At 58.8% G+C, this 13,122-nt stretch carries 18 protein-coding genes; 10 read left to right on the top strand and 8 right to left on the bottom strand.

All coding sequences use genetic code 11. The features are described 5' to 3' along the window. Positions 1-66: 66 nt before the first annotated feature. The 7 genes from murA to ACA060_RS04280 all read right to left on the bottom strand — a co-directional run bounded on the left by murA (position 67) and on the right by ACA060_RS04280 (position 4,749). Positions 67-1,332 carry a UDP-N-acetylglucosamine 1-carboxyvinyltransferase gene (gene murA / locus ACA060_RS04310; protein ID WP_109627995.1) on the bottom strand — a complete coding sequence of 422 codons (1,266 nt, stop codon included), beginning with the start codon at positions 1,330-1,332 and terminating at the stop codon, positions 67-69. A 22-nt stretch (positions 1,333-1,354) separates the two neighbouring features. Further along, positions 1,355-1,594 (bottom strand): BolA family protein, encoded by a 240-nt coding sequence (locus ACA060_RS04305; RefSeq protein ID WP_007912386.1) that lies wholly within the window; start codon positions 1,592-1,594, stop codon positions 1,355-1,357. A 114-nt stretch (positions 1,595-1,708) separates the two neighbouring features. Next, positions 1,709-2,014: an STAS domain-containing protein gene (locus tag ACA060_RS04300; protein WP_109627994.1), complete on the bottom strand. Its 306-nt coding sequence runs from the start codon at positions 2,012-2,014 to the stop codon at positions 1,709-1,711. Continuing rightward, positions 2,011-2,664, bottom strand: coding sequence for an MlaC/ttg2D family ABC transporter substrate-binding protein (locus ACA060_RS04295; RefSeq protein ID WP_497315615.1), 654 nt, complete (start codon positions 2,662-2,664; stop codon positions 2,011-2,013). Before ACA060_RS04295 ends, ACA060_RS04300 begins: the two co-directional genes overlap by 4 nt. A gap of 11 nt (positions 2,665-2,675) precedes the next feature. Next, positions 2,676-3,143: an outer membrane lipid asymmetry maintenance protein MlaD gene (mlaD, locus tag ACA060_RS04290; protein WP_109627992.1), complete on the bottom strand. Its 468-nt coding sequence runs from the start codon at positions 3,141-3,143 to the stop codon at positions 2,676-2,678. Continuing rightward, positions 3,143-3,940, bottom strand: coding sequence for a lipid asymmetry maintenance ABC transporter permease subunit MlaE (gene mlaE / locus ACA060_RS04285; RefSeq protein ID WP_109627991.1), 798 nt, complete (start codon positions 3,938-3,940; stop codon positions 3,143-3,145). The genes mlaD and mlaE overlap by 1 nt, the downstream gene beginning before the upstream one ends. Beyond that, positions 3,940-4,749: an ATP-binding cassette domain-containing protein gene (locus ACA060_RS04280; protein WP_109627990.1), complete on the bottom strand. Its 810-nt coding sequence runs from the start codon at positions 4,747-4,749 to the stop codon at positions 3,940-3,942. The genes mlaE and ACA060_RS04280 overlap by 1 nt, the downstream gene beginning before the upstream one ends. 277 nt (positions 4,750-5,026) lie before the next feature. On the opposite strand from ACA060_RS04280, the gene ACA060_RS04275 reads away from it, so the two are divergent. The 10 genes from ACA060_RS04275 (at position 5,027) to ACA060_RS04230 (ending at position 12,054) form a co-directional block, all read left to right on the top strand. After that, the gene (locus ACA060_RS04275) at positions 5,027-6,001 is read left to right on the top strand and encodes a KpsF/GutQ family sugar-phosphate isomerase (RefSeq protein WP_109627989.1); all 975 of its coding nucleotides are present in this window, start codon (positions 5,027-5,029) and stop codon (positions 5,999-6,001) included. Beyond that, on the top strand, positions 6,001-6,525 hold the full coding sequence (locus ACA060_RS04270) for a KdsC family phosphatase (protein WP_109627988.1): 525 nt from the start codon (positions 6,001-6,003) through the stop codon (positions 6,523-6,525). Before ACA060_RS04275 ends, ACA060_RS04270 begins: the two co-directional genes overlap by 1 nt. 7 nt (positions 6,526-6,532) lie before the next feature. Further along, entirely contained in the window at positions 6,533-7,105 is a 573-nt protein-coding gene (gene lptC / locus ACA060_RS04265; protein WP_109627987.1) for an LPS export ABC transporter periplasmic protein LptC, read from the top strand. Beyond that, positions 7,092-7,640 carry a lipopolysaccharide transport periplasmic protein LptA gene (gene lptA / locus ACA060_RS04260; RefSeq protein ID WP_497315611.1) on the top strand — a complete coding sequence of 183 codons (549 nt, stop codon included), beginning with the start codon at positions 7,092-7,094 and terminating at the stop codon, positions 7,638-7,640. Before lptC ends, lptA begins: the two co-directional genes overlap by 14 nt. Beyond that, positions 7,640-8,365: an LPS export ABC transporter ATP-binding protein gene (gene lptB / locus ACA060_RS04255; RefSeq protein WP_109627985.1), complete on the top strand. Its 726-nt coding sequence runs from the start codon at positions 7,640-7,642 to the stop codon at positions 8,363-8,365. The genes lptA and lptB overlap by 1 nt, the downstream gene beginning before the upstream one ends. 184 nt (positions 8,366-8,549) lie before the next feature. After that, complete coding sequence (locus tag ACA060_RS04250) at positions 8,550-10,043, top strand: RNA polymerase factor sigma-54 (protein WP_109627984.1); 1,494 nt, start codon at positions 8,550-8,552, stop codon at positions 10,041-10,043. A 74-nt stretch (positions 10,044-10,117) separates the two neighbouring features. Next, positions 10,118-10,426, top strand: a complete 309-nt coding sequence (gene hpf / locus ACA060_RS04245) for a ribosome hibernation-promoting factor, HPF/YfiA family (protein WP_047537716.1) — start codon at positions 10,118-10,120, stop codon at positions 10,424-10,426. 12 nt (positions 10,427-10,438) lie between these two features. Beyond that, positions 10,439-10,903 carry a PTS IIA-like nitrogen regulatory protein PtsN gene (ptsN, locus tag ACA060_RS04240; protein WP_497315608.1) on the top strand — a complete coding sequence of 155 codons (465 nt, stop codon included), beginning with the start codon at positions 10,439-10,441 and terminating at the stop codon, positions 10,901-10,903. A gap of 2 nt (positions 10,904-10,905) precedes the next feature. Then, positions 10,906-11,763, top strand: coding sequence for an RNase adapter RapZ (gene rapZ, locus ACA060_RS04235; RefSeq protein ID WP_109627982.1), 858 nt, complete (start codon positions 10,906-10,908; stop codon positions 11,761-11,763). 15 nt (positions 11,764-11,778) lie between these two features. Then, positions 11,779-12,054 carry an HPr family phosphocarrier protein gene (locus ACA060_RS04230; protein WP_109627981.1) on the top strand — a complete coding sequence of 92 codons (276 nt, stop codon included), beginning with the start codon at positions 11,779-11,781 and terminating at the stop codon, positions 12,052-12,054. A gap of 160 nt (positions 12,055-12,214) precedes the next feature. Here ACA060_RS04230 and ACA060_RS04225 read toward each other — a convergent pair whose 3' ends face one another. After that, entirely contained in the window at positions 12,215-13,108 is an 894-nt protein-coding gene (locus tag ACA060_RS04225) for a ZIP family metal transporter (protein ID WP_497315606.1), read from the bottom strand. Positions 13,109-13,122: the final 14 nt, after the last annotated feature.

The raw sequence follows: 13,122 nt of genomic DNA, 5'->3' as shown, positions 1-13,122 counted from the left end.
AATGAAAAGACACCCTCGACTTGAAACGAAACCAACGGGCACCTCCCTGCGCCCATGCAGCAGAAACTAGCCCGGTACGCGGCGGATCTTGGCGCCGAGCATCTGCAGTTTCTCTTCGATGCACTCGTAACCACGGTCGATGTGGTAGATGCGGTCAATCAGGGTGTCGCCTTCGGCGATCAGTGCCGAGATCACCAGGCTGGCCGAAGCACGCAGGTCGGTGGCCATGACTGGCGCGCCCTTGAGCTTTTCGATGCCGGTGACGATGGCGGTGTTGCCTTCGACCTGGATGTGCGCGCCCATGCGGTGCAGTTCGTATACGTGCATGAAGCGGTTTTCGAAGATCGTCTCGATCACAGCGCCTGTGCCTTCGGCAATGGCGTTGAGGGAGATGAACTGCGCCTGCATGTCAGTCGGGAACGCCGGGTATGGCGCGGTCCGCACGTTGACGGCTTTCGGCCGCTTGCCATGCATGTTCAGCTCGATCCAGTCTTCGCCGCAGGTGATTTCAGCACCCGACTCGCGGAGTTTTTCCAGGACGGCTTCAAGGATGGTCGGATCAGTGTCCTTGACCTTCACGCGACCGCCGGTCACGGCTGCCGCTACCAGGTAGGTGCCGGTTTCGATACGGTCAGGCATCACTTTGTAGGTGGTCGGGTGCAGACGCTCAACGCCATCGATGGTGATGGTGTCGGTGCCGGCGCCAGTGATCTTGGCACCCATGGCGATCAGGAAGTTCGCCAGGTCGATGACTTCAGGTTCGCGAGCGGCGTTTTGCAACACGCTGCGGCCCTTGGCCAGAGCGGCGGCCATCATGATGTTTTCGGTACCGGTCACGCTGACGGTGTCGAAGAAGAAGTGCGCACCGCGCAAACCGCCTTCTGGCGCCTTGGCCTTGATGTAGCCGCCTTCGACATCGATGACCGCGCCCATGGCTTCAAGACCACGGATGTGCAGGTCAACCGGACGCGAGCCGATGGCGCAACCGCCAGGCAGGGCAACTTCGGCTTCACCGAAACGGGCTACCATCGGGCCCAGCACCAGGATCGACGCACGCATGGTTTTCACCAGTTCGTACGGGGCGATCAGGGTCTTGATGGTGCGCGGGTCGATTTCGACGCTGAGCTTCTCGTCGATCACCGGCTCAATACCCATGCGACCGAACAGCTCGATCATGGTAGTGATGTCGTGCAGGTGCGGCAGGTTGGCAACGGTTACCGGGCCATCGCACAGCAGGGTTGCAGCCAGGATCGGCAGGGCAGAGTTCTTTGCCCCGGAGATGCGGATTTCGCCATCAAGACGAACGCCGCCAGTAATAATCAATTTATCCATAAGAATCTCGACGCCCTTGGGCTCAGGTGCGCTCGGCCCAGGCCGCGCTGCTGAAAAATTTCATAGTGACCGCATGGATGCTGCCATCGGTGATCCATGGGTTCAAATGGGCATAGATCTGCTGCTGACGCTTCACCGGGCTCAACGCCGCCAGTTCATCGCTAATCACGTTCAGCTGGAAATTGCAGCCTTCGCCCTCAACTTCTACCAACGTTCCGGGCAGCTTTCCTTCAAGGAAGCTCTTCACTTCTACGGCCTGCATGCTCAACCTCAATCGGCGCCCTGTGCGCGCGGGTCGGACATCATACAAAAAAGCCCCGCGCCTGCGAACCCCGCGAAGCAGGACTCTGACGGGGGGCTTCTTTATAGATGCTGGTTAGGGATGCGCCAACAGCTCGGTCAATTCGCTGACCTGAGCGATTTCACGCATGTCTTCTGGCATCCCGCGAATGCTCAGCGCCTTGCCGGCCGCCTCAGCATCGCGCATGAAGCACAGCAGCAGGGACAAGCCCACGCTGCTGGACTTCAACACAGCCGAACAATCGACCACCACTTCGGCAGCCGTACTGGATTTGATCAACGCCTGCCCCTGCTTGCGCAGACCAGGGCCGGTGCGGTAATCCAGCATGCCACTGAGTCGCAGCTCGCCGGTTTCGCTCATGCGAATGGCCGACACACTCATTGCGTAGACTTCTCGGTGGCGTCCGCGGATTTTTCCTTGGCTTTGGCGACTTCCCCGGCCCAACCGTTGATGGTCTTGTCCAGGTCATTGCCATTGCGCTGCATCGCATCAGCGAACTGATCGCGGAACAGCTTGCCGATGTTGATACCGTTGATGATCACGTTACGCAGTTTCCACTCGCCGTTGATCTTCTCGAGTGTGTACGACACGGGATAGATCGAGCCATTGGTGCCTTTGACCGTCATGCCAACGCTGGTACGGTCTCCGGACTCATCCTTGGCAGGATCGACGGTGATGCCCTGATTGTTGTACTCGAGCAAGGCGTTACCATAGAACTGGAACAGGCCTCTTTTGAAGTTCTCTTCAAAGGTCTTCATCTGCGCCGGCGTGGCTTTGCGCGAGTATTTGACCGTCATGATGCTTTTGGAAATGCCCTCGGCATCCACCACCGGCCCGACGATGGTGTTCAGCGCCGTGTAAAAGTCTTGCGGGTCCTGCTTGTACTTCTCTTTGTTGGCCGACAGATCGGCGAGCAGCCGATCGGTGGTGTCTTTAACGATATCGTGCGCTGAGGGCGCTGCCACGGCGTGAGCCATCAACGGCAAAGCCGTGAGTAAAATCAACAGGCTACGTCGCAAGGTAGAGATCATTCAAAAGCTCCTCATTTGGCGTCTTTGCTAACGGTATTGAGCAGGAATTTACCGATCAGGTCCTCGAGCACCAGCGACGACTGCGTGTCGTGGATGGTTCCACCATCCTTGAGCAGGGCTTCTTCCCCGCCCACGCTGATACCGATGTATTTCTCGCCCAACAGGCCAGCCGTCAGGATAGATGCAGTGGAGTCAGCCGGCAGGTTATCTACGCGCTTTTCCAGTTGCATGGTCACCCGACCGGTGAAACTGTCGCGGTCCAGATCGATCGCCGTGACCTTGCCGATGGTCACACCGGCCATGGTCACTTTAGCTCTGACCGTCAAACCGGCGATATTGTCGAAATACGCATAAAGTTTATAAGTATCGGTGGTGGCGCTCGGGGACAGGCCACTGACCCGCAACGCTAGCAACAGCAAAGCCAGAATGCCAGCCAGCAAGAAAAGGCCGACACCGATTTCCAGGGTGCGGTTTTGCATCAGAAATCTCCAAACATCAAGGCGGTCAAAATAAAGTCCAGGCCGAGTACAGCCAAAGAGGCATACACCACGGTCTTGGTAGTGGCACGACTGATCCCCTCGGAAGTGGGCTCGCAGTCATAGCCTTGGAATACGGCGATCCAGGTCACGACAAAGGCGAAGACGATGCTCTTGATAATGCCGTTGAGCACATCATCGGTGAAAGTCACGCTGTTCTGCATGTTGGACCAGTAGGAACCTTCATAGACACCCAGCCAGTCGACAGCCACCCACGAACCGCCCCAGATACCCACCACGCTGAAAATCATCGCCAGCACCGGCAGGGAAATGAAGCCGGCCCACAAGCGCGGGGCAATGATGTACTTGAGTGGGTCGACACCAATCATTTCCAGACTGGACAACTGTTCGGTGGATTTCATGTTGCCGATTTCGGCGGTCAACGCCGAACCCGCGCGCCCGGCGAACAGCAATGCCGTGACCACAGGACCGAGTTCACGCAACAGCGTCAGCGCAACCATCTGCCCGACCGCCTGCTCAGAACCGTAGCTGGACAGAATGTTGAAGCCCTGCAGCGCCAGCACCATGCCAATGAACACCCCGGAGACCACAATGATCACCAGGGACATCACGCCCACGGAATGCAGTTGCTTGATCAGCAGGCCAAAACCGCCGCCGATACCGCCGCGGCCGAGCAAGGCATGAAACAGGAAAATCGCCGAACGCCCGAACACCGACAACACATCGATGCCGCCGTGGCCGAATCGACGCACGCGTTCTAATAGTGAAATCTTGCGCATCAACGCTTCCCCAGGAGATCTGCGCGGTAATCCGTCGCTGGAAAGTGGTATGCAACCGGACCGTCGGGTTCGCCGGTCATGAATTGACGAATCCGTGGTTCCTGAGAGTTCATCAGCTCTTCGGGAGTGCCCTGCCCCAGGACTTGCCCCTCGCCCACCACATAGATGTAGTCGGCAATGCTGGCGGTCTCGGCCAGATCGTGGGAAACCACGATGCTGGTGATGCCCAGCGCATCGTTGAGCAAGCGGATCAGGCGCACCAACACGCCCATGGCGATAGGGTCCTGGCCGACGAAGGGTTCGTCGTACATGAGGATCTGCGGATCGAGGGCAATCGCCCGCGCCAGCGCGACACGGCGCTTCATGCCACCGGACAGCTCGTCGGGCATCAGGTCGATGGCGCCACGCAGCCCCACGGCCTGCAATTTGAGCAGGACGATGTCACGGATCATTTCTTCCGGCAGCTCGGTATGAACGCGCAGCGGAAAGGCGACGTTCTCGAACACATCGAGGTCGGTAAACAGCGCGCCGCTCTGGAACAGCACGCCCATGTGCTTGCGCGCATCGAACAGATCGCTGCGCGACAGCTTCGGCAGGTTCTGGCCATTGACCCAGACTTCGCCCTTGGTAGGACGCAGCTGTGCGCCCATCAGACGCAACAGCGTGGTCTTGCCACACCCGGAAGGCCCCATGATGCCGGTGACCTTGCCGCGTGGGATACGGATATCGACGTTATTGAAAATGCTGCGCGCACCGCGCTTGAAGGACAGTCCCTTCAGCTCGACCGCGTAGGCGTTATCGGCACTCATCTAAACTCCTTGCGATGCAGCCTCACACTCGGACGCCTGGCTTCCTGACGAAAGCACATACCTCCCCGGGCAGGCCGAACTGGCGGCGAACTATATCACTGCAAAGGCCAAGCGCCCAAGGCCCAAGCCGGCCCATGTTCAGCAACATGACAGGCAAAAAGCCTCGCCCAGAGAGGATTCGGTAACAGGGAATGACAAAGCATGACGAACTTGCGTGAGGGTTTTGATCATTACCGCTATAATCGCCGCCTTTTCATCAGGCTATACGATTTCTGACATGAGCCAATCCAGCGACCTGATTCAATCTGCACAACGCACCATCCGCCTCGAACTGGAAGCCGTACAAGGCTTGCTGCCCCATATCGACGCAGATTTCGTACGCGCTTGCGAGATGATTCTGGAGAGCAAAGGCCGCGTGGTCGTGGTCGGCATGGGCAAATCGGGGCACATCGGCAACAAGATCGCCGCCACCCTGGCCAGCACCGGCACCACGGCGTTTTTCGTGCACCCGGCCGAAGCCAGCCACGGCGACATGGGCATGATCACGCGCGACGACATCATCCTGGCCCTGTCGAACTCCGGTTCCACCAATGAAATCGTCACCCTGCTGCCCCTGATCAAGCGTCTGGGCATCAAATTGATCAGCGTGACCGGCAATCCGGACTCGGCGCTGGCCAAGGCTGCCGAGGTCAATCTCAACGTTCACGTCGAGCACGAAGCCTGCCCGCTGAACCTGGCGCCGACCTCTTCGACCACCGCCGCGCTGGTCATGGGCGACGCCCTGGCTGTTGCGCTGCTGGAAGCCCGGGGCTTTACCGCTGAAGATTTCGCCTTTTCCCACCCGGGCGGCGCGCTGGGCCGACGCCTGCTGCTGAAAGTCGAAAACGTCATGCACGCCGGCCAAGAGCTACCACAGGTTCAGCGCGGCACGCTGCTCAAGGACGCGCTGATGGAAATGACCCGCAAGGGCCTGGGCATGACCGTAATCCTCGAAGCCAATGGCAAACTGGCAGGAATCTTCACTGATGGTGACTTGCGCCGTACGCTGGACCGCAGCATCGACATCCACAGCGCCACCATCGATCAGGTCATGACTGCGCACGGCAAGACCGCTCGCGCCGAGATGCTCGCCGCCGAAGCCCTGAAAATCATGGAAGACCACAAGATTAACGCACTGGTCGTGGTCGACAGCGAAGACCGTCCGGTCGGCGCCTTGAACATGCACGACTTGCTGCGTGCGGGAGTAATGTAATGAGCACGGACCTGCTGCAACGCGGCAAACAGATCAAACTCGCGGTATTCGATGTCGATGGCGTGCTGACCGACGGGCGCCTGTACTTCCTCGAAGACGGCAGTGAATTCAAGACGTTCAACACCCTCGACGGCCAAGGCATCAAGATGTTGATGGCAGCCGGCGTGCAGACCGCTATCATCAGCGGCCGCAAGACCCCGGTGGTCGAACGTCGAGCGAAAAACCTCGGCATTCCACACGTTTACCAGGGGCGCGAAGACAAACTGGTGGTGCTCGACGAGCTTCTGGCTCAACTCAACCTAAGCTATGAACAGGTCGCCTATCTGGGCGACGATTTGCCGGACCTGCCGGTGATTCGTCGCGTGGGCCTGGGCATGGCCGTAGCAAACGCCGCCAGCTTCGTGCGCGAACACGCCCACGGCATCACCCTGGCCCGTGGTGGCGAGGGTGCCGCACGCGAATTCTGTGAATTGATCCTGCGCGCCCAGGGCCGCCTCGATGCGGCCAACGCCGCGTACCTGTGAGCCCACTATGCTGAGCAAAAAGATTCGTAACATCCTGTTGTTCGGTTGCATCGCGGCGCTGTTCGCCGCGGTCGGCTACTGGAACATCAGCCCCGAACGCTTCCTCGACAAACCCGTGGTCAAGGTCGATGAAAGCGCGATCGACTATTACGCCCTGAACGCCCACAGCGTGCAGTACCTGCCGGACGGCAAATTGCAGTATGAAATGACGTCCGACAAGGTCGAACACCTGAAAGTGAGCGAGGTGACGTTGCTGACCAACCCTGACCTGAACATGTTTCGTGGTACCGAGTTTCCCTGGCACGTCCAGAGTGAGCACGGCGAAGTCAACCCGGACGGCACTCAGGTCGAGCTGATCGACTCGGTCCGCATCACGCGTTTCGACGAGAAAAACCGCAAAACCCTGATTACCACCACCCGTATGACTGTGTTCCCCAAGGAGCAATATGCGCAGACCGATCAACCCGTTAGAATCGACGGCGCTGGCGGTGTATCGACAGGCAACGGAATGAAAGCGTACTTGAAAGAAAGCAGGATACACCTGCTATCGAACGTAAGAGGACAGTATGAGGCTCGTTAAAACTCTCCCTATTTTGCTCAGTCTGGGCGCAGCACTGGGAAGCGTGAGCGCCTGGGCTCTGCCGAACGATCAAGAGCAGCCTATCCGCATTCAGGCCGACGACGCCCAACTGGACGACAAGAATGGCGTTGCCACCTATAAGGGTGACGTGATCATTACTCAGGGCTCGATGAAGGTCACCGGCAATACCGTGACCATCACTCGCACCTCGACTGGCGACATTGACGTGGTGACATCGGTGGGCAACCTTGCCTACTTTGAGCAGATGCAGACGGCTGGCGACACCAAGCCTGTGCAAGGCTGGGGGGTGACCATCCAGTACCACGCCTCGCAAAACCGCGTCGTGCTGATCGATAAAGCGAAAGTCATCGACAAGGACAACAACACCACCCAAGGCGAGAAAATCGTCTACGACACCCAGAAAAAGCTTGCGAGCGCCGGGCGTGCTACGGGCAGCAAGGTCACCGAGTCGCGTCCGCGCATTGACATGGTGATCCAGCCGAAAAAGAAAACCGAAGAGCAAAAGGCCCCGTAATGGCAACTCTGAAAGCTCAGCATCTGGCCAAGAGCTACAAGAGCCGCCAGGTCGTGCGTGACGTCAGCCTGTCCATCGACAGCGGTCAGATCGTCGGCCTGCTGGGCCCTAACGGCGCCGGCAAGACCACCTGCTTCTACATGATCGTTGGCCTTGTGCAGGCCGATCAGGGTCGCGTACTGATCGACGACCTGGACGTCAGCCACCAGCCGATGCACGGTCGTGCAAAGGCCGGTATCGGCTATCTTCCGCAAGAAGCGTCGATCTTCCGCAAACTCTCGGTTGCGGACAACATCATGGCCATCCTCGAGACCCGCAAGGAACTCGACAAGGCCGATCGTCGCAAGGAGCTGGAAAGCCTGCTGCAGGAATTCCACATCAGCCACATCCGCGACAACCTCGGCATGAGCCTGTCCGGTGGTGAGCGCCGCCGCGTGGAAATCGCCCGGGCACTGGCCACCAACCCGAAATTCATCCTGCTCGATGAACCTTTCGCCGGTGTGGACCCGATCTCGGTGGGCGACATCAAACAGATCATCTACCACCTCAAGGCCAAAGGCATTGGCGTGCTGATCACTGACCACAACGTCCGTGAGACCCTGGATATCTGCGAAACTGCCTACATCGTAAACGATGGCCAGCTGATCGCCGAAGGTGACTCCGCCACCATCCTGGCCAACGAACTGGTCAAAGAAGTGTATCTGGGCCACGAGTTCCGCCTGTAAGCGCTGACGTGTCTGGCTGGTTGTCCGAGCGCTCGTCTCGATAAAAAATCAATACTTTTTTATTGTTACAGCGCTCTAGGCAAACGCTGCAGTTTCGGGCATATAATTTGCTTATGTTTGGCGCTCCGGCGCCCTGTAGTGGATGGCGCATGTGCGCCGGCGAATAAGGTGTTAAGCCCCTGCCATGAAACCATCGCTAGTCTTGAGAATGGGCCAGCAGCTGACGATGACACCGCAGCTGCAACAGGCCATCCGCCTGCTCCAATTGTCGACCCTGGACCTGCAACAGGAAATCCAGGAGGCCCTGGAGTCCAATCCGATGCTCGAACGCCAGGAAGAAGGCGACGACTTCGATAACGCCGACCCATTGGCCGACAAAGCCGAACAGCTCCCCAACGCCGATGTTTCGGAACCCTCCTACCAGGAAACCGCCCCGACGGTGGATAACCTCGAGGAAGGTGACTGGAACGAGCGCATTCCCAACGAACTGCCTGTCGATACCGCGTGGGAAGACGTCTACCAGACCAGCGCCAGCAGCCTGCCCAGCAGCGATGACGACGAGTGGGATTTCACCACCCGCACATCGGCCGGCGAAAGCCTGCAAAGCCATTTGTTGTGGCAACTGAACCTGGCACCGATGTCCGACACCGATCGCCTGATCGCCGTGACCCTGATCGACTGCATCAACAATCAGGGTTACCTGGACGAAACCCTCGAGGAAATTCTCGAAGCCTTCGATCCGGAACTGGACATTGAACTGGACGAAATCGAAGCCGTCCTGCACCGCATCCAGCAATTCGAGCCGGCCGGCATCGGCGCCCGCAACCTGGGTGAATGCCTGCTGCTGCAACTGCGCCAGCTGCCCGCCAAGACGCCTTGGCTGGCTGAAGCCAAGCGCCTGGTCACCGACTACATCGACCTGCTCGGCAGCCGCGACTACAGCCAGCTGATGCGCCGCATGAAGCTCAAGGAAGATGAACTGCGCCAGGTGATCGAACTGGTGCAGAGCCTCAACCCGCGTCCGGGCTCGCAGATCGAGTCGAGTGAAGCCGAGTACGTTGTCCCTGACGTGATCGTGCGCAAGGACAACGAGCGCTGGCTGGTCGAGCTGAACCAGGAATCGGTGCCACGGTTGCGGGTCAACGCTCAATACGCCGGTTTTGTACGCCGCGCCGACACCAGTGCCGACAACACCTTCATGCGCAATCAGCTGCAAGAAGCCCGCTGGTTCATCAAAAGCCTGCAAAGCCGCAACGAAACTCTTATGAAAGTAGCCACCCAGATCGTCGAGCATCAGCGCGGCTTCCTGGAGTACGGCGACGAAGCGATGAAACCGCTGGTCCTGCATGACATCGCCGAAGCGGTAGGCATGCACGAATCGACGATTTCCCGGGTGACCACACAGAAATTCATGCATACCCCTCGGGGCATATATGAACTGAAATACTTTTTCTCGAGCCACGTCAGCACCTCCGAAGGCGGTGAATGCTCGTCCACAGCGATCCGCGCGATCATCAAAAAACTGGTTGCTGCGGAAAATCAGAAAAAGCCGTTGAGTGACAGCAAGATCGCTGGTTTACTGGAGGCACAAGGCATTCAGGTGGCTCGCCGCACCGTCGCCAAGTACCGCGAATCCCTCGGGATCGCGCCTTCGAGCGAACGCAAGCGGTTGATGTAGAGCCACGCCACAGCGTTCCAGTGGCAGGCATTTCTGCCTGCCGCTTTATGCACTGGCAACGAAGGAGAAGCTGTATGCAAGTCAACATCAGTGGACACCAACTGGAAGTGACCGAACCTCTTCGCACCTACATCGGCGAAAAACTCCAACGATTAGAGAGGCATTTCGACAAGATCACCAACGTGCAGGTCACGATGACGGTCGAAAAGCTCAAGCAGAAAATCGAAGCCACGCTGCATATTCCCGGCAATGAAGTGGTCGCCAACGCGGAGCATACCGATATGTATGCGGCGATCGACGCGCTGACCGACAAGCTGGATAAACAACTCAAAAAGCATAAGGAAAAGACCCAAAGCCTCCTCCAGGGCGCGACCGGTCGTTAACACTCCCTACCCATGATCCGACTTGAAAGCATCCTGACCCCCGGCCGTTCCCTCGTGAACGTGCCGGGCGGCAGCAAAAAGAAAGCCCTCGAGCAAATTGCCAACCTTATCCATAAAGAAGTCCCGGATCTGGAGATGCAAGATGTCTTCGAGGCTCTGATTGCCCGTGAAAAACTCGGTTCGACCGGTTTTGGTAACGGCATCGCCATTCCCCACTGTCGTCTGAAAGGTTGTACGTCGCCTGTCAGCGCACTGATGCACCTCGACGCCCCCATCGATTTCGACGCCATCGACGGCGCCCCGGTTGACCTGCTGTTCGTTCTGCTGGTCCCGCAAGCCGCTACCGATGCCCACCTGGAACTTCTGCGCCAGATCGCCAGCATGCTCGATCGCAAGGAAGTGCGCGAAAAACTGCGCAGTGCCCCGAGCAACGCAGCCTTGTATCAGGTTGTCCTGGACGAGCAGAACGGTCACTGATCATGCGCCTGATCATCGTCAGTGGCCGTTCCGGCTCAGGTAAAAGTACCGCCCTCGATGTTCTCGAGGACAACGGCTACTACTGCATCGACAACCTTCCCGCCGGATTACTGCCGGAACTGGCCGAGCGCGCGCTGATTCATACTGAACTGGCACAGCCGCTGGTTGCCGTCTCCATCGATGCGCGCAACCTGCCGAGTCACCTGTCACGGTTTCCGGAACTGTTGGAAGAAGTCCGCAGTCGGCATATCAAATGCGATGTGCTGTATCTGGACGCTGACGAAGAAACGTTGCTCAAACGCTTCTCGGAAACCCGTCGTCGCCATCCTCTGAGCAACGCCAATCGCTCGCTGGCCGAGGCGATTCAAGACGAGACCCTGTTGCTGGGCCCTATCGCCGACCTGGCCGACCTCAAGGTCAACACCACCAACCTGAACCTTTATCAGCTGCGCGATACCATCAAGTTGCGCCTGCTGAACCAGCCGGAAGCCGGCACTGCGTTCCTGGTGGAGTCTTTCGGGTTCAAGCGTGGCATGCCGGTCGACGCCGACCTGGTGTTCGACGTGCGCTGCCTGCCCAACCCTTACTGGAAACCGGAATTGCGTGAGCAGTCCGGACTTGATCAACCGGTGGCCGACTACCTGGCGGCACAACCGGACGTCGAAGAGATGTTCCAGGACATTTCCACATACCTGCTCAAGTGGTTGCCGCGCTTTGCCGCCAGCAACCGGGCTTATGTCACCATTGCCATTGGCTGCACCGGCGGGCATCACCGCTCCGTCTACCTGACCGAACGTCTGGGCCAGGTCCTGCAACAATCCCTGAAGAACGTCCAGGTTCGCCACCGCGACCTCAGCTAAAGGATTCACATCGCGATGCCTGCTCGGGACATAGAAATCATCAACAAGCTGGGCCTGCATGCCCGCGCTTCGGCTAAATTCGTTGGCGTTGCTGGTCAGTATCCGGAATGCAAGATCAGAGTCGGTCGCACACCAGAATCCACGGTCGATGGCAAAAGCATCATGGCCATGATGATGCTCGCCGCCGGCAAGGGCACCAAAATCCATCTGAGTACGGAAGGCGAGCAAGAGCAGGAAGCGATGGATGCGCTGGTCGCATTGATCAACAACTTCTTCGACGAAGGCGAGTAACCCCGCCTTTTTGAGCGGGCACCTGTGGCGAGGGGATTTATCCCCGTTCGGCTGCGAAGCAGTCGTAAAGCAGGCAACTTAGTCTGCTGCACCGACGCTGGGGGTCGCTTCGCGACCCAACGGGGATAAATCCCCTCGCCACACAGGCATCAATGCCTTTTCAGGCCAACGCCGTATCCATCACCATCATCAAACAAAACCCGATCAACAACCCAAGGCTCGCCAGCTTGTCGTGACCATTGCGCCGCGATTCGGGGATGACTTCATGGGTGACCACCAGCAACATCGCCCCCGCCGCCAGCGCCAATCCCAATGGCAACAGCAATTCGGCCAGGCTCACCAGCCAGGCGCACAACAGCGCGAAGACCGGCTCGACCAACCCTGATGCCGCACCGATCAGGAACGCCTTGACCCGCGACATCCCCGCGCCTGCCAGCACCAGCGCGATCACCAGCCCTTCCGGTACATCCTGCAACGCGATGCCCATGGCCAGGCTGTCGGCATCCGGCATTCCTCCACCGGCCGAGACCCCGACCGCCATGCCTTCAGGAATGTTGTGGGCAATGATGGCAAACACAAACAACCAAATCCGCGGCGGGATGACCGGCCGTTCCAGGGTTCCGACGAGCATTTCCGGTGAGGCGCCCGAGACCTTTCGATCCACCAGAAACAGCCCGAACGCGCCGAGCATGATGCCGAAGCTGATCAGTCCGCTGGCCGCCCAGGGTGTCAGCCCCAGGCTTTCAGCGGCGGAGATCCCCGGGACAATCAGCGAAAACGCCGTCGCCGCGAGCATCACCCCGGCACCGAAACCGAGCAGCGTATCGCTGACCGACTGCGGCATCCGCCGAATCACCAGCACCGGCACTGCACCCAACGCAGTGCCCAAGGCGCAAATCGCCCCGCCCTGCAGTGCGCGCAGCAATCTTGGCTCGAGGTCCAGCCACGCCAGTCCATGGGCGACCAACAACGACATGCCCGCCAGCAGCAACAGCGATCCCAACGCGTAGCGAAACATTCGTCCGCTGCCGATCGCCAGTGTTTCAGTGCCCATAGTCAGCCTTGGAT

This window comes from Pseudomonas sp. LBUM1671 (assembly GCF_059695685.1).
The sequence above is the reverse complement of the archived record's forward strand: the minus strand, read 5'-3'. Positions and strand labels throughout refer to the sequence as shown.